This window comes from Chryseobacterium sp. SSA4.19 (assembly GCF_022601875.1).
In the GTDB taxonomy this organism is placed as follows: domain Bacteria; phylum Bacteroidota; class Bacteroidia; order Flavobacteriales; family Weeksellaceae; genus Chryseobacterium.
Map to the genome: position 1 here is coordinate 69476 of NZ_JAKVIP010000008.1, position 15907 is coordinate 85382.

15 protein-coding genes are annotated in these 15907 nt (G+C 36.4%); 5 read left to right on the plus strand and 10 right to left on the minus strand.

Annotated features, from left to right (window positions below; all coding sequences use genetic code 11):
• Nucleotides 1–9: 9 nt before the first annotated feature.
• The 5 genes from MKJ01_RS07355 to MKJ01_RS07375 all read right to left on the minus strand — a co-directional run bounded on the left by MKJ01_RS07355 (nucleotide 10) and on the right by MKJ01_RS07375 (nucleotide 6042).
• Complete coding sequence (locus MKJ01_RS07355; RefSeq protein ID WP_241613077.1) at nucleotides 10–582, minus strand: biopolymer transporter ExbD; 573 nt, start codon at nucleotides 580–582, stop codon at nucleotides 10–12.
• A gap of 12 nt (nucleotides 583–594) precedes the next feature.
• Entirely contained in the window at nucleotides 595–1203 is a 609-nt protein-coding gene (locus tag MKJ01_RS07360) for a biopolymer transporter ExbD (RefSeq protein ID WP_241613075.1), read from the minus strand.
• A 60-nt stretch (nucleotides 1204–1263) separates the two neighbouring features.
• Nucleotides 1264–2127, minus strand: a complete 864-nt coding sequence (locus MKJ01_RS07365) for a MotA/TolQ/ExbB proton channel family protein (RefSeq protein WP_241613074.1) — start codon at nucleotides 2125–2127, stop codon at nucleotides 1264–1266.
• 239 nt (nucleotides 2128–2366) lie between these two features.
• Nucleotides 2367–5390 (minus strand): class I tRNA ligase family protein, encoded by a 3024-nt coding sequence (locus MKJ01_RS07370; protein ID WP_241613073.1) that lies wholly within the window; start codon nucleotides 5388–5390, stop codon nucleotides 2367–2369.
• A 175-nt stretch (nucleotides 5391–5565) separates the two neighbouring features.
• Entirely contained in the window at nucleotides 5566–6042 is a 477-nt protein-coding gene (locus tag MKJ01_RS07375) for a lipocalin family protein (protein ID WP_241613072.1), read from the minus strand.
• Nucleotides 6043–6321: 279 nt separating this feature from the next.
• Here MKJ01_RS07375 and MKJ01_RS07380 point away from each other — a divergent pair, with 279 nt between their 5' ends.
• Nucleotides 6322–6948 (plus strand): hypothetical protein, encoded by a 627-nt coding sequence (locus tag MKJ01_RS07380; protein ID WP_241613071.1) that lies wholly within the window; start codon nucleotides 6322–6324, stop codon nucleotides 6946–6948.
• Here MKJ01_RS07380 and MKJ01_RS07385 read toward each other — a convergent pair.
• The 5 genes from MKJ01_RS07385 to MKJ01_RS07405 all read right to left on the minus strand — a co-directional run bounded on the left by MKJ01_RS07385 (nucleotide 6940) and on the right by MKJ01_RS07405 (nucleotide 11108).
• The gene (locus MKJ01_RS07385) at nucleotides 6940–8166 is read right to left on the minus strand and encodes a 3-deoxy-D-manno-octulosonic acid transferase (protein ID WP_241613070.1); all 1227 of its coding nucleotides are present in this window, start codon (nucleotides 8164–8166) and stop codon (nucleotides 6940–6942) included. The genes MKJ01_RS07380 and MKJ01_RS07385 overlap by 9 nt on opposite strands.
• 11 nt (nucleotides 8167–8177) lie before the next feature.
• Nucleotides 8178–8645 carry a DUF1648 domain-containing protein gene (locus MKJ01_RS07390; RefSeq protein ID WP_241613069.1) on the minus strand — a complete coding sequence of 156 codons (468 nt, stop codon included), beginning with the start codon at nucleotides 8643–8645 and terminating at the stop codon, nucleotides 8178–8180.
• A gap of 15 nt (nucleotides 8646–8660) precedes the next feature.
• A complete protein-coding gene (locus MKJ01_RS07395; RefSeq protein ID WP_241613068.1) occupies nucleotides 8661–9377 on the minus strand; it encodes a C40 family peptidase in 717 nt (238 codons plus the stop codon).
• A gap of 27 nt (nucleotides 9378–9404) precedes the next feature.
• Complete coding sequence (locus tag MKJ01_RS07400; protein ID WP_241613067.1) at nucleotides 9405–10052, minus strand: O-methyltransferase; 648 nt, start codon at nucleotides 10050–10052, stop codon at nucleotides 9405–9407.
• Nucleotides 10053–10274: 222 nt separating this feature from the next.
• Nucleotides 10275–11108, minus strand: a complete 834-nt coding sequence (locus MKJ01_RS07405) for an OmpA family protein (RefSeq protein WP_241613065.1) — start codon at nucleotides 11106–11108, stop codon at nucleotides 10275–10277.
• A gap of 49 nt (nucleotides 11109–11157) precedes the next feature.
• On the opposite strand from MKJ01_RS07405, the gene tilS reads away from it, so the two are divergent.
• The 4 genes from tilS to MKJ01_RS07425 all read left to right on the plus strand — a co-directional run bounded on the left by tilS (nucleotide 11158) and on the right by MKJ01_RS07425 (nucleotide 15905).
• On the plus strand, nucleotides 11158–12537 hold the full coding sequence (gene tilS / locus MKJ01_RS07410; protein ID WP_241613063.1) for a tRNA lysidine(34) synthetase TilS: 1380 nt from the start codon (nucleotides 11158–11160) through the stop codon (nucleotides 12535–12537).
• Complete coding sequence (locus tag MKJ01_RS07415; RefSeq protein ID WP_241613060.1) at nucleotides 12527–14590, plus strand: thioredoxin family protein; 2064 nt, start codon at nucleotides 12527–12529, stop codon at nucleotides 14588–14590. The genes tilS and MKJ01_RS07415 overlap by 11 nt, the downstream gene beginning before the upstream one ends.
• 212 nt (nucleotides 14591–14802) lie before the next feature.
• Nucleotides 14803–15336, plus strand: a complete 534-nt coding sequence (locus MKJ01_RS07420) for a biopolymer transporter ExbD (RefSeq protein ID WP_241613058.1) — start codon at nucleotides 14803–14805, stop codon at nucleotides 15334–15336.
• A 59-nt stretch (nucleotides 15337–15395) separates the two neighbouring features.
• Entirely contained in the window at nucleotides 15396–15905 is a 510-nt protein-coding gene (locus MKJ01_RS07425) for a hypothetical protein (protein WP_241613056.1), read from the plus strand.
• Nucleotides 15906–15907 lie beyond the last annotated feature (2 nt).

A 15907-nucleotide genomic window follows, 5' to 3' on the forward strand; every position in this document is an offset into this window, starting at 1 on the left:
ATGGTTAAATTACTTTGTAGCTGACGCAGCCTGAGCTCCGTTATTTCCAACTTTCTTATTATAAACAGCCTGTTCCCAAGGTTTCACATCGGTAACCCCGTATTGCTCGCTTTTGGTAATGGCCATTTCATCAAGAATATCAACAAAGTTTTTATATACAGCATCATCAGTCGGTTTGATAATTACCGTGAATTTGGTTTTATCTGCCGCTCTTGCTTTTGCCTGCTCGATTACTTTTCTGATTCCTTCTCTATCAAAAGTCGTTTCATTAAGAGTCTGGTCATTTAAAGACGTATTGTCCTGTTGATGCCAGAAAACCCTATTGTTTTTTCCTAATAATAGAGAAATAGAATTTGAAAGTTTAATTTCTGTTGGAGGTGGTTTTTTAGTTTCATCTTTCGGTTTAGCCGGAAGACCCAAATCCATCACATTCGGTTTAGAGAATGTAGTTGTGAACATAAAGAAGGTAATCAATAGAAAACCCAAGTCCACCATCGGAGTCATATCGACTCTGGTACTTTGTTTCTTGGAACGTACCTTGCCGCCTTTGGCGCCTTTTTCCTGTACTTGTACTTCTGCCATTTCTAAATGATATTATTCATTAGGTTTACCTTCTTGTGATGTAATCAACCAAAATTTAAGAAAATCAATATCTCTTAAACCCTCAAATAGGCTTTTAACTTTTGGATATTCAGTAGTAACGTCACCTTTAATCGCTAGTTTGTATTCAGGATTTACGTTAAGACTTTCTTTTACCCAGTCTACCAATTGCTTATTTGTACTATCCATAGGAATCCCTGTAGGACTCTTGAAATTCTTCTGCGCGTCATCTGGCAAATCAAGATAGCTTTTGAGTTGGTTCATAGGAACCCCAATAGCCTGTACTTTCTGGAATGCAGCTTTCTCGTTATTGTCAAAAGTAATTCCATACTTTTTACCCATATTGTCTAAAAGCTTTACTCTCTCTGTTGCATTTTCTACCGGCTGAAAATAAAATTTTCCGTCCGGAGTAGCGTTGATGGTCATCAAGCTGGCATCAGGAAGTAATTTTTCTGATATTGAAGATGGCGGTTTAATCTGCTCCACGTCAGGTTTTTTAAACTGAGTGGTCAAGATAAAGAACGTAAGCAGCAGGAATGCAACGTCACACATTGCCGTCATATCCGTCACTACTCCATGTCTTTTTGGTTTGACTCTCGCCATTATTATTAATAATTTTTAATTAAACTTCTTTTTACTTACTTGCGTAATTCCGCCTGATTCTTAGTTGAACTCAGCGAAAGACTGCTGGATGCTCATTGCGATCTCGTCGATCTTATAAGTTAATCCGTCGATTTTCGAAGTAAAGTAGTTATAAAGCATAATCGCGATTGCTGAAGTACCAATACCTAATGCCGTGTTGATCAAGGCTTCAGAAATACCGGTAGAAAGTGCAGCAGCATCCGGAGTACCACCACCAGAACCTAATGCGAAGAATGCCTTAATCATCCCGATTACCGTTCCAAGTAGTGCAATTAGGGTAGCAACAGTACCTAGAGTAGAAAGGATCATCATATTTTTTTCAAGCATTGGCATCTCAAGCGTAGTCGCTTCTTCGATCGCTTTATTTAATGCTACCATTTTCTGCTCTTTGTTAAGCGTCGTATCATGAGATAAAGCTTTGTAGGTTGTAAGACCTTCTCTTACTACATTACCAACAGATCCCTGCTGTCTGTCACACTCTTCTAAAGCTTCGTCAATTTTGTTTTGATTTAGCAAGCTTCTAACCTGTACAACGAAGTTGTCTAAGTTACCTTTTCCTGCAGCTTTGCTAAGAACGAAATATCTTTCGAAGGAGAAAACCACTACCGTAAGCATGAAAGTAATCAAGATCGGTACAATTACCCCTCCTTTATAGATAATTCCTAAGAACGAATCTGGATGAATGTCTTTTCCTTCAACATCAGAGAAAGCAACAGACGCCCCACCAAGTTTTTCCGCATCTTTAAAATTTCCCGGGCTTCCCAGAACGAATAAATAAATACAAATTCCTATAGCTAAGATGATAGGAATAATAACAGCTGGATTTAAACCTCCCGCCTTTCTAGCAACTAGTTGCTCATCATTTTTTGAAACATTCATTTCCATATTTAACTAAATTATATTGTTTTAAAATTTTAAAGTTGTAAAATAAAGGCAAAATTATTTAAAATGCAATAGTCTTAAATAAACATTTTGTATTTTTTCGATAACAAAAATTTAATACACTTCCGATATTGTAATTAAAGTTAAATATTTTATCAATATTTATAATTTTTACAAAATATGTTAAAATATTTAAAATTTTATCAGACTTAAATTTTCAAATTGCCAATGTTAATTTTATCTTAAATTACGATATTCACGATCTTTTTAGGAACTACGATCACTTTTTTCGGTGCCTTACCCTCTAAAACCTGAACTGCTCTTTCATCATTCATGACGATCTCCTCAACTTCCTTCTGCGATAGTGTTGCGGCCAATGAAATTTTAAATTTCACTTTCCCGTTAAAGCTTACCGGATACTGAACTTCGTCTTCTATTAAATAAGATTGATCCAGTTCAGGGAACTTTTCAAATTCAATAGATCCATTATGTCCCAGCAGGCTCCAAAGCTCCTCACAGATGTGTGGGGCATACGGGGAAATTATAACGGCTAACGGTTCTAAAATATTGCGTTTGTTGCACTTTATTTTTTGCAATTCATTTACAGCAATCATAAATGAAGATACTGACGTATTAAATGAGAAGTTTTCTATATCGTAAACTACTTTTTTAATCAGGGTATGCAATATTTTATATTCTGCTTTTGAAGGCTCTTCTTCTGACACTTCAAAAACTTCGCCATTAAAATATAAATTCCAGAATTTCTTGAGAAAACCATATACTCCGCTTAAACCTTGTGTGTTCCAAGGTTTAGATTGCTCCAACGGACCTAGGAACATTTCATATAACCTTAAACCGTCTGCTCCGTATTCTTCACAGATATCATCAGGGTTTACCACATTGTATTTTGATTTAGACATTTTTTCTACTTCGCGCCCTGTGATATATTTTCCGTCTTCCAGAATAAATTCCGCGTCAGTATAATCCGGTCTCCATGCTCTGAATGCTTCCGTGTCTAATTCGTCAGTTGCTCCTTTTAATAAAGACACATCAACGTGGATTTTTCTAGTTTCAAAACAATTAAAATTAAATGTTGCGTTCTCGTAATAATTAATTTCTCTTATAGAAGAAAATTTATTTATTATAAATTGCTTCACATAATCTTTAACGGTTTCTTGATTTTCAAGAAATAAATTTTTGGTGATATAAACTATTCCATCGTCAATAAATTCCTTTTCATCAATATTTTTAAAATTTACATTTTGCAAAGAAATTTCACCATCGAATTTCACTTCAGTAACAAAAGCACTCATCCCTAAGATCATCCCCTGATTAATTAACTTTTGGAAGGGCTCATCATTATTAATATATCCTTTATCTTTTAAGAACATATTCCAGAAACGGGAATACAATAAGTGACCTGTTGCATGTTCACTTCCTCCAATATATAAATCTACCTGTCCCCAATAATCCGCTATTTCTTTCTTAACAAAAACTTCTTCATTATGCGGATCCATATATCTCAGGAAATACCAGGAGCTTCCCGCCCAGCCCGGCATGGTAGACAGTTCCAATGGAAATACTGTTTTTTCATCAATCAGATCAGTATCTACTACTTTCTGGTTTGCTTCATCCCAGGCAAATGATTTTGCATTTCCTAATGGCGGATCACCGTCTTCTGTGGGTAAATACTTTTCAACTTCCGGAAGCTCTAAAGGCAATGCCAGAACAGGCAATGTATAGGGCATTCCATTTTTATAATAAACCGGAACGGGTTCACCCCAATACCTTTGTCTTGAAAAAATAGCATCACGCTGCCTATAGTTGGTAGTCCCATGCCCGATTCCTTTTTTCTCAATGGCAGCAATGATCATCAATTTGGCTTCCTCATAGGTCAGTCCATTTAAAAAGTCGGAATTGACACAGGTGCTTGTTTTAGAGTCAAATGATTTTTCCTGGATATCTTCATCGGTTTCCACCACTTTCTTAATCTCCAGATTAAATTTTTTCGCAAACCTGTGATCGCGCTCATCATGTGCAGGAACAGCCATTACAGCTCCTGTTCCATATCCCATCAATACATAATCTGAGATATAGATCGGCATGAGTTCATTGCTGAAAGGATTAGTTACATAGCTTCCTGTAAATGCACCCGACACGTTTTTCACGTCGGACATCCTGTCTCTTTCGGTTTTCTTGGAAGTCTCTTCAATATAATTTTCCACTTCAGCCTTCTGCTCAAGCGTCGTAATTTTTTCTAACAAAGGATGTTCCGGCGCCAATACCATAAAAGTAGCCCCGAAAATGGTATCCGGTCTTGTAGTGAATACTTCAATATAGTTCTCAATGGTTGACTGATCGTTTTCACTGTCTTCATTGGATTCCAATCCCTCAACTTCAAATCTCACCTGTGCGCCCTGGGATTTTCCGATCCAGTATTCCTGAGAATCTTTCAGAGGCTGTGGCCAGTCCAGGTTTTTAAGTCCCTGCAATAATCTTTCGGAATAAGCAGAAATCCTCATGCTCCACTGCATCATTTTCTTCTGGAATACCGGGAATCCTCCTCTTTCAGACTTTCCATCTTTCACCTCATCATTTGCCAATACAGTCCCTAAAGCAGGACACCAGTTTACCGTTGTCTCTGCCCGGTAAGCTAATCTGTAATTTAACAGAATATCTTCTTTATCCATTTCAGAGGCAGCAATCCATTCTTCTGCGGTAAAATGCAATTCCTCGTTTTGATTGGCATTCAGGGCTTTTGTTCCTGTTCTTTCAAAACGTTTGATCAGTGTTGATATAGATTCTGCCTTATCGGTGTCTTTATTATACCATGAATGAAACAGCTCTATAAAGATCCACTGCGTCCATTTATAATATGATGCATCAGAAGTCCTTACCTCACGGCTCCAGTCGAAAGAAAATCCTATTTTTCTTAACTGCTCTTCGTATCTTGTAATATTCTGTTCTGTAGTAACTGCAGGATGCTGCCCGGTCTGGATCGCATATTGCTCAGCAGGAAGCCCGAAACTGTCATATCCAACAGGATGGAGCACATTGAAACCCTGATGCCTCTTGTATCTCGCATAGATATCAGATGCAATATATCCCAGCGGATGACCCACATGAAGACCTGCTCCTGACGGATATGGAAACATATCGAGAACATAAAATTTAGGCTTGTCTGTATGAGCGGAAGTTTTATAGGTCTGGTTATCTTCCCAATATTTCTGCCATTTTTTCTCTATCTGCTGATGATCGTAAAACACTGTATGTTGAATGTTATAGGTTAGAATTAGATTTTAGAATTAATTGTTAATTCCGAAATCAAGAATCACAAAAATAATGATTTTAAAAGAAATGGAAATTTAATTTTCTATAAAAATTATAAACAAAAAAATCCCACCCGCAGATGAGATTTATATATTTTAAGATAATCTGAAATTATTGAGGGATTCTTTTCAATGTATAGGTTTCAGAATGAAATTCAGTAGGATCTGTTTTATCTTCAAAGGCGATATTTAAAGTAGTCTCATTAAGCATCGTTACTTTTCCTTTGTCAGGTTCTACGATTCCCTGATATTTAACCTGAATCGCTTTAGTGTCTCTGTCATATGTAAAGGTGAAGTTTCTGTCGAAAGTTGGCTGACATGTTCCAGGAGATGTACCATCACCGTTATCCGTTCTTTTTCCTGTAGAACCTTCCTTAAAAATCCACCGTGATGTTTTCTGGCAATCGGTATCAAAAGAAATCCCATCTGAAACAGGAGTCTCTCCGACAGCAACAGTTGTAACCACTTTCTTTATAGGCTGCCAAGTTCCCACAATAGGATATTCAATGGTATTATTATTGTCATCGTTATCACATCCTGTAGCGACAAATAATGATAAACCTGCAAATAGTAATGCTAATTTCTTCATGTATCAAATTTTGAAGCCCTAAAATTATAATTTTTTTGATGTATTTAATAATTTTTTATCAAAAAATTATAACAAGCCCGGTTATTTTCAAAATATAAGGTAATAGAACAGATAATTGCCGGCATTCAATAAATAACAGCCTTCTCAATACTCTGTATTTTATAAAAAACTATTTTTGTATAACATTTGAGATAGAAAGCATCATTAAAAAAATCATCATCTCACATACACGATTTATAAATAATTAAGTTGATGGCATTTTAAAATATAAATTAATTAATGGAGTATTCAAAAGAATTCAAAGCCGCATTAAGTGCCTTTTCAAATACAGAAAAAGACCGTCTTATTTTTAGGCTGCTGAAAAAAGATCCGCTCTTATCTAAAAAATTATATTTCGAGCTTATCGATCCTGAAACTATCGACAACAAGAGAAATACGATGGAAGAGCATGTTCAGGAAAAAATACTGATGGCCTCAAAATACATTGGAAATCCCAAGTATTTCCTGACGATCATCCGTAAAATAAGTGCAGAAATTACGGAACATGTTAAAATAACGACTGATAAATTCGGGGAAGCTTCTCTCAACTTATTATTGATTGACCGTATTTTGGAACACAATGAAGACCTTAGCCGACAAAGATTCGATAATGTATATAAACTTTACCTTTACCTCATCAATAAAACAGTCAGGTCATTACTTTTAATAAAAAAGCTGGATGAAGATTACTGGATGGAATTTGATGAGCAACTGGAAAATCTGAAAAAAAAGATTCTTCAAAACCATTATTTATCAAAACTTTTCATCAACAACGAAATAGATTTTAACTGGCTCCGAAGCGAAAATATCCCGGAACATTTTGATCTTGTCATTAAAGAAATAAGAAGCCAGGGTTTCCTACGATAACATTTTCCTGATGATTAAATCTGTTGAGTTTGGTTTTTCATTGACAAATTTTTCAGAATTGGCAGACATGACCTGAAGCATCTCTTCATTATTGATCAGAAACATTACAAAATCAGCAGCGAGTCCTGCGTTTTCAAAAGATTTACCTCCGTCAACAGCAATCAATTCATCTGCCTCGGGATTTTTCCTGTAATGATTCCCGAAGATTACAGGAACTCCGAACGTGGCTGCCTCAAGAATATTATGTAAGCCTGCGTCATGAAAGCCGCCGCCTACAACCGCAATATCCGCGTAAGAATATAATTTTGAAAGCAAGCCGATGCTGTCGATAATTAAAATTTTCGACTTGAAATTTTCATTCTTATCAATATCACTGTAAAGCATTGCGTCAGGAAAAATTTGTTTTAAGGACTGAACTCTTTTCAAGTCATGCGGAGCAATAATAATTTTTGCATACGGATTTGCCAATGCTACATCTTCAGCAATTTTCTCTTCAGCCTGCCAAGAACTTCCAAAAACCACGGCCTTATCCTGACCAATAAAATCTTTGATACATTGAACGTGATTATCCCTTTCTCTTAATTGCTTGACGCGGTCAAACCGGGTATCTCCCGTTACGGAAGATTTGGTAAGCCCGATACTTTTAGCTAAGGCAAAAGACATGTCCGTCTGATGAAAAAACCAGTCAATATTTTTATTCAGCTGCTGTACAAACCATTTTCCATAAGAAGTAAAAAAGGATTGCCCATCATAAAACAATGCAGAGATCACATATGTTTTTGCATTGTGATTTTTCAGTTCCTGAAGCAGATGATACCAATAATCGTACTTCACCGTAAAAAACAGTTTAACAGAAATCTGTGAAACAAATTCTTTTACATGAGATTTTTTATCAAAAGGCAGGTAACAGATTACATCTGCAATATGCTTTCTCTTAATTACATTTTCATATCCTGACGGAGAGAAAAAAGTTATAAGAATTTTATGGTCGGGCATTTTTTCTTTTAGCTGTTCCAGAACCGGCAATCCCTGTTCATATTCTCCAAGGCTGGCTGCATGCATCCAGATGATCTGATCAGTTTTTGAAAATGCCGACTTTACTTTTTGCAGTGATTCTTTTCTTCCTTCAACGCCTTTTTTAGTTTTCTCATTAAATAAAGAAATAACCTTCATTCCGAAAATGAGAAGATTGATAAATATATGGTAGATGAATGACATAGATCCTGATATTATTTAGATTGCCCTACAAGGATAAAAACTATTGCAACACTTCCTATTACTGCTAAAAAAGCAGTGGACAGCGGAACTTTTGGTTTCACCGTTTCATCAAATGAATACCGGAACATATAATCCTGGCTGTTCAGGAAAATCAGCGCAATTAAAGTATACAGCCATCGGATGAAAATTTTCATGATAAGATACTGGGTGTACTCATTATCCCTTGTAATTTCAACAGGGAAATTGGCTGCTCCGGGCTCTCTGACGGCAAATGCAAATAAGAAATAAGTTATCGTGAGGAGAACCGGCAATAAAAATGAATACTTTTTGCTGCCTAAACGGTCTGCTTTCCCATCAAAATCAAAATGAACAGGAATGGTTTGGGACAGTGTTTTATAATGTTTTACAGTAAACCACCACAGAAAGACAAGCAATCCGAAATTAAAAATATCAAAAATTAGCAGGAGTATATTTTCCATTCCAGATGAATTAAATTATAAAATGTTTTTAATCACCCTCAGCTTATGTGTATGTTTATTCATTTCCTTGTTGAAAATCCCTGTAGAGTCCAGCGTATCAATCCGTACTTTACCTGAAGCATGGATTATTTTCTGATTTTCCAGCATAATCCCCACATGGATAATCTTTCCTTCTGCATTCTCAAAAAAAGCGAGATCACCGGCACGGCTTTCCTCCACAAATGTAAGCGACTCTCCTACTTCCACCTGCTGGGAAGCATCTCTTGGCAACTTTACCTCATGAATCTTATACACCAGCTGGGTAAACCCGGAGCAGTCGACAGCAAAATAACTTTTCCCGCCCCACAGGTAAGGAACATTTAAAAATTCTTTCGCCGTCAGAGCAATACTTTCCCGTACATCATGGCTCCTTCTGGAAGCCACCACAGGGAACTCAACCTCTGAACCCATTGAAAGCATTGTTTTACCGTCATTCATTAAAACGGAAGAAAAATCTTCCGTAACAACCGTTACTTTACGTCTGGCCAGGTCTTCGTCTGTTACAGGCTTCAGCTGTTTTATATCCATCCATCCTTCATATCCGTCATAATGCATTTTTATTCTGGCCCAGCTTTTATTAACTTCCAGGATATCTGCACTTTCCCCGAATAATATTTCCGTAACGATTTCTGCCCTGTCAGAACTTTCTGCACGGACAGGTGCCACTGTAACGATACAAATTCCTTTATTCATCAGCTTATATTTAAATACTGAATGTTTTTATTTTCTTCTAAGGAGATTGACTCCGTCCCGCAAAGGTAAAATAAGATTTTCAAAATCATCATCTTTTCCAATCAAATCATTCAATTCCTTAATGGCTATTGTAGACTTCTGTTTCGGGCTCTCTTCCAGCACTTTTCCGTACCAGAGAACGTTGTCAAACATAACCACTGAACCTGACTTTGTCCTTGGCTTGATGAGCCTGAAATAATCTGCATAATTCTCCTTATCTGCATCGATAAAAATCAAATCGAAAATTTCATCTGTTTCTCTTAAAAACTGTTTGGCATCCTGAAGTTTAAAATCAATCTGCGAGGAATATTCACTTTCTGCAAAATATTTTTTAGGCAGATAGGCTAAATCCTCGTTTACATCCAGCGTTGTAATCTTTCCGTTTTTTGTGAGACCTGCTGTAAGACATAAGGTGGCATACCCTGTAAAAGTTCCGATTTCCAGAATATTTTCCGGACGGATCATCTGAGAAACAATCGTTAACAATCTTCCCTGCTGATAACCGGAAATCATATGTGGCTGAGTAGTTTTATGATACGTTTCCCTTCTTAATTTTCTCAGAACTTCAGGTTCTGAGGAAGCATGCATTTCCAGATACCGGTCCATTTCCGGATTTTTTTCTTCAAAAAAACTCATTTGATAAATTTTGTGATTCAAAATTACTTAAATATATGCAAAAGTTAGGAAAACCCCTGCAAATCCTGTAAAATACAGATCTCAATAAGAGAACTTTTATGATAGGAATCTACAAACTATCTTATTATTGTTGTTATAATTTCATACTTAAAAATTAGAATTACTTGATAAAAAAATCCCGGATAACTCCGGGATCTGTTTATTGATTGAATGTTGTTTGAATTATTTCTTTGGCGCAATATCCATCAGCTTCATAAATTCATCGAGTTTAGGCATGATGATTATTTCTGTTCTTCTGTTTTCTGCTCTTCCGGAAACACTCATGTTGGTTGCCTTAGGATTAAACTCAGAACGTCCTCCTGCTGTAATTCTTGCCGGATCAACCCCAAACTGAGTCTGAAGAACTTTAGCTACAGAGGTACCTCTCAAAGCAGAAAGATCCCAGTTGTCTCTTGGTAAATTCGGAGAATTCAGAGGCGCATTATCCGTATTTCCTTCGATCAATACAGAATACTTATCGTAGTCATTGATTACTTTAGCTACTTTTCCAAGCACTTCCTGAGCAGCAGGCAATACATTGAAATCACCGGTTTTGTATAACATTTTGTCTGAAAGCGAAATCATCACCACTCCTTTAAGTACTTTTACCTGAACATCGCTGTCCGCTACATTGTCCAAAGATCTTTTTAACTTGTTTGATAAGGCCAGGTTCAGACTGTCATTTTTCGCATTGCTTGAAATCAACTGCTTGATATAAGAGTTTGAGGAATTGATTTCTCCAACCAACTTGTCAATGTTCGCAGAACTTTTCCCTGTATTGGAAAGACAGGCATCCAATGAAGATTTAAGAGCGTCATGCTGGCTTTTCAACAAACCGTTTTCACTCGCCAAAGCAGAATTCTGAGACTTCAGATCCTGAATCTCCCTTTGTCTTTCTCCTACATTTTCAATGCACTGCTTGTAATTTGAACTTAATGCATCATACTGTTTTTTACTGATACAAGATGTCATTCCCAACACCATTGCAGATACTGCTAAGATTTTAAATATTTTCATAAATAATCATTTTTAGACGGTTCAAAGGTAAAAAATTCATTTTAATTATATGGATTATCTTTGCATAAAGAAATTCTCAGCATCCATGTTGAACCCCTTGGCTTTTAAAAAACAATTAGAAAATCTTATATACCCTATTGAAGACCAGACTTTTCTTCTGGCTGTAAGCGGCGGTGCCGATTCTATGGTGCTGGCTTATTTATTTCAGGAATTAAAAACGGCAGGCTACAGGTTTCAGATTGCCCATATCAATTACAAACTTCGTGGAGAAGATTCAGATTCAGACCAGAAAATCGTACAGGATTTCTGTCATGCCAATAATGTAAAATTTCACCTGTATGAAGTTTCTGAAACAGACCGGATACCGGAAAAATCCATCCAGCTTTGGGCAAGGGAATTAAGATATCGCTACTTCAGGGAAATTCAGAAAAAAGAAAACCTAAACTTTTTAGTCACTGCTCATCATCTGAACGATCAGCTGGAAACATTTATCATCAATCTTTCCAAAGCAGCCGGGATTAACGGACTTAGTGGGATTCCCGCAAACAGCAATCATATCCTGCGCCCTCTTTTGAATTTTACAAAAGAAGAAATTTATGCTTTTACGAAGGAAAATAATATTGATTACCGTGAAGACCTTTCCAATCAAAAAAATGATTATTTAAGAAATAAAATCAGGAATGAAATTGTTCCGAAACTTCTGGAAACCAATGATCACTTTCTGGAAAATTTCAAAAAAAGCTCGTGTTACTTAAAACAGGCAAAAGATTTTTTGCAACAGCAAATCCTTGATATTGAAAACAGGATTACTGTTTCAGACAGTCCTCAAAAAATTTTATCTAAAAAAAAGCTGGCAGAGGAAAGTGATTTTGTCAGGTTTGAGATCCTGAAAAAGTATGGCTTTAATCAGGAAGAGGAAATTTCTAAAATTTTCACGGCTGAAAACGGCAGTTCTTTTTTTTCAAAAGATTATCAGCTTCTTGTGGAAAGGGACAAATTAGCTGTACGCAAAAGAGCAGAAAAGACAGAACAAAAACATGACGAAGAGATTCTGTTGATTGAAAATTTTGATTTTTCCGAAAACCAAATTTATCTCAATCTCGAACATACTATAAAGCACATTGAGGAAATCAATAAAACATTTGAGTGGTCATTCGATGCTGAAAAACTTCGTTTTCCATTGCGGTTGAGAAGACAGCAGGATGGCGACGAATTTTACCCTTCAGGTTTTTCAGGGAAAAAGAAAGTCTCTAAGTTTTTTAGGGACGAAAAATTATCTATTTTAGCGAGGCAAAAAATATGGATCCTGGCTGATGATGAAAATTCCGTACTCGGGGTTATTCCTTACAGGCAGGACCGTAGATATGCAAGGAATGAGAAGACCAACAATATTCTCAAAATTTTTAATAAAAAGCAAAATGAAATTTAGAAACTGGTTTTTATTAATCCTTCTGTTTTTAGCAACAGGGATTAATGCACAAATCAAAAATCCTGTAAAATTCAAACTTACAATCAACGAATTAGGAAACAATCAATATGAAGCCGTGCTGAATGCAACAATAGAGAACGGATGGCATATTTATTCCAAAGATATTCCTGAAGATACAGGAATTCCAACCGACTATAAAGTTTCAGGAAAGAACATTGAACTGATCGGAAAATTTACGGAAACGGGAAAAAAGCATGAAGAATTCTCCGAGGCTTTCGGGGGAAATATCGTTTATTACTCCAATAATGCAGGTTTTAAACAAAAATTTAAATTAAAGGACGGAACGAAACCCGGCGACATTATTGCCGAAATCACCTATCAGACTTGTGACGACCGTGTTTGTTTGGCCCCTAACACATTGGAATTCAACAAACAGGTCATCCCTAAAGATACAACAGAAGCAGCTGTAACTGAAACAGTGCCTGCCAAGGATTCAGTAAAAACCCTTGAAACGGTTGTTGAAAATCCTAAAACAAATGAGGTCACTATTACAGAAACTTCAAAGCTTGATCCCAAACAGTTAAAAATAGCATCGATTGATTTTCAAAAACCATTGACGGACTGTGGAACGGCAACTGCAAAAGTGGACGAAAACTACTGGACCTATTTATTCCTGGGATTCATCGGAGGGCTGATTGCTTTGCTGACCCCGTGTGTTTTCCCTATGATTCCGCTGACGGTTTCATTTTTCACCAAAGGAAATAAAAACAAGGCCAAAGGAAAGAGAGATGCTTTGATCTACGGATTTTTCATTCTTCTCATTTTTGTTTTGTTAAGCGTCCCTTTCCACATTATTGATGGGATTGCAGGGAATATTTTCAATGAGATTTCCACGAGTGTCTGGCTGAATATTGCCTTTTTTATCATCTTTATTTTCTTTGCAGGAAGTTTCTTCGGATACTATGATATTACGTTACCGAGTTCAATTGCCAACAAATCTTCAAAAGCGGAAGAAGCCGGCGGGATTATCGGGATTTTCTTTATGGCTTTGACGCTGGTTATCGTATCATTCTCCTGTACAGGCCCTATTTTAGGAAGCTTATTGGGAAGTGCCGTCACAGGATCCACCAATGTTCCGATGTTGCTGACTTTTGCACTGGCCGGTTTCGGATTAGCATGGGCGATTATCTTCGGGCTGTTGGCCTTGTTCCCGCAAGCATTGCAAAGCCTTCCGAAATCAGGAGGCTGGATGAATACTGTAAAAGTAGTTTTAGGTTTTGTGGAACTTGCCCTCGCCCTTAAATTCTTATCTAAGGCAGACCTTGTTTCTAAGACGTTCTTCTTAAAAAGAGAGCTTTTTATCGCGGTATGGATTATCGTTGCGCTTGGGCTAACCTTGTATTTATTCGGATTGATCAGATTCCCGCATGATGATAAAAAACCGAAAATTTCGTGGACAAGAAAAATATTAGGAATACTGGGTATCGGATTTGTCATCTACCTGGTTCAGGGTTTAATTCCGTCTGACCGTCCGAAGTTACAGCTACTAAGCGGGATTTTACCGCCGCTGAATGTAAGTTACTTCCATGATGAAAAAGACGGGATTTTAGGAATGCATCCTGAACATGATTTCTTCACTGCAGTTGAACTGGCGAAAAAGGAAAATAAGCCTATCCTTATTGACTTTACAGGCTATGGCTGTGAGAACTGCAGGAAAATGGAAGAATTTGTCTGGAGCGAGAGCGATATTCTACCGATCCTACAGAATGACGTCGTACTCGCTTCTCTTTATGTTGATGATAAAGAAGAACTTCCTGAAGATCAGAAAACCAAAATCGATCTGGGCGAAGGACAGGTAAAAAAAGTAAAAACCATCGGTGACCGCTGGAGCCTATTCCAACAGGTTAACTTTAACAACAATTCCCAGCCCCATTATGTTTTGATAACGCCGGACGGTAAAGTCATTAACACTCCGGTGTCAGGATATATGCCAAAAGAGGATTTTAAAAAGTTCCTGGAGTGCGGTGTCAATTATTATAAAAAAAATAAATAGAAATATTAAAAACAGGTAAAAAGCCTTATCATTGAGTTGATAAGGCTTTTTTAATGCTTTGATATATATAATTTTACGCAATAAGCTATTTATGAAATACAAAATTAATATCAATTTAGATTAACAGGTATGAATTTTGCACTTAAAACCAGTAAAACCAACACAATTTACGATTTTAGAGAATAACCGTTTAACATTTAAAAACAATAACTATGGCAGAAATCGTTGCACAAGAGAAGCAGGGCGGAAGCAAGCAGAGAAAAAAATTAATCCGGATTGACATGACTCCAATGGTAGACTTAGGGTTTCTACTGATCACATTTTTCATGTTTACCACCAATTTTACAAAACCCAATGTAATGGATTTGGGATTGCCGGCGAAAGACCATTCCCCTAATCCAGTTCCTAAACCACCAATTGATATTGATGTGAAAAATCAAATCACTGTTATTTTAGGCAAAAACAACAGAGTATTTTATCATCAAAGCAGTAAAGAAGATTTAAGTAAAAATAATTTAAAAGAAACCAGTTTCAGCGGACTCAATATTAACAAAGTCATCTCTGAAGCCTATAATAAGGCTCCGAGAAAAGATATCTTCACAATTATTGTAAAACCTACAGACGATGCCAATTACAAAAATTTCGTTGATGTTTTAGATAATATTGCCATTTCAAAAAAAGAACGATATGGAATTACAGACATCAAATCTTGGGAAAAGAAAGTGTATGATGAAGTAACGAAATAATAATAAAGGGCATTTTTAAAATGCTCTTTTTTATTTATTTTTGAAGATAATTTATTTCGATGAAAAATTTTTTAACCGTTCTTGCTGTTACAGCATTCTGCATCTCATGTTCTAAAAAACAATCAACTCCTGATTCAGCACAGACTGACAGTACAAAAATCATAGACTCCATCAATGCTGTAAGGACAAAAATAAACAATGACATCAGATCAAAGAACCGTTTCAGGGATTTTAGCGGGACCCATAAATTCACACATAATTTAATTAAAAAAACAGGATCTGTAAACTTCACAAAAATTGAAGACGAAAGAGACCATTACAAAGTGGCAGGCGATGCAAAATCAGGAAAAGATTATATGCATATCCAGGGTGATATTAAAATTGTTTCCGACAAACATATGAATTTCACAGGAAATATTTCTGAAAGCATTTCTGAAAACGACAATGGAAAACCGTATGTAAGGAAAGGTACAAAAACTTTTATGTCCAAAGACGGAGGAAAAACCTACAGATTGCAGGATATGGTTAATGGTTCAGGATTTGTTGATTACATTGATATTCATTTTTAATT

Excerpts from the sequence above, each read along its gene's own strand:
- MKJ01_RS07395 (WP_241613068.1), bottom strand. The coding sequence starts at position 9,377 with ATGAATAAAGGAATTTGTATCGTTACAGTGGCACCTGTCCGTGCAGAA.
- MKJ01_RS07375 (WP_241613072.1), bottom strand. The coding sequence starts at position 6,042 with ATGAAGAAATTAGCATTACTATTTGCAGGTTTATCATTATTTGTCGCT.
- MKJ01_RS07385 (WP_241613070.1), bottom strand. The coding sequence starts at position 8,166 with ATGTCATTCATCTACCATATATTTATCAATCTTCTCATTTTCGGAATG.
- MKJ01_RS07415 (WP_241613060.1), top strand. The coding sequence starts at position 12,527 with ATGAAATTTAGAAACTGGTTTTTATTAATCCTTCTGTTTTTAGCAACA.
- MKJ01_RS07400 (WP_241613067.1), bottom strand. The coding sequence starts at position 10,052 with ATGAGTTTTTTTGAAGAAAAAAATCCGGAAATGGACCGGTATCTGGAA.
- tilS (WP_241613063.1), top strand. The coding sequence starts at position 11,158 with ATGGATTATCTTTGCATAAAGAAATTCTCAGCATCCATGTTGAACCCC.
- MKJ01_RS07425 (WP_241613056.1), top strand. The coding sequence starts at position 15,396 with ATGAAAAATTTTTTAACCGTTCTTGCTGTTACAGCATTCTGCATCTCA.
- MKJ01_RS07420 (WP_241613058.1), top strand. The coding sequence starts at position 14,803 with ATGGCAGAAATCGTTGCACAAGAGAAGCAGGGCGGAAGCAAGCAGAGA.
- MKJ01_RS07380 (WP_241613071.1), top strand. The coding sequence starts at position 6,322 with ATGGAGTATTCAAAAGAATTCAAAGCCGCATTAAGTGCCTTTTCAAAT.
- MKJ01_RS07390 (WP_241613069.1), bottom strand. The coding sequence starts at position 8,645 with ATGGAAAATATACTCCTGCTAATTTTTGATATTTTTAATTTCGGATTG.
- MKJ01_RS07365 (WP_241613074.1), bottom strand. The coding sequence starts at position 2,127 with ATGGAAATGAATGTTTCAAAAAATGATGAGCAACTAGTTGCTAGAAAG.
- MKJ01_RS07405 (WP_241613065.1), bottom strand. The coding sequence starts at position 11,108 with ATGAAAATATTTAAAATCTTAGCAGTATCTGCAATGGTGTTGGGAATG.
- MKJ01_RS07360 (WP_241613075.1), bottom strand. The coding sequence starts at position 1,203 with ATGGCGAGAGTCAAACCAAAAAGACATGGAGTAGTGACGGATATGACG.
- MKJ01_RS07355 (WP_241613077.1), bottom strand. The coding sequence starts at position 582 with ATGGCAGAAGTACAAGTACAGGAAAAAGGCGCCAAAGGCGGCAAGGTA.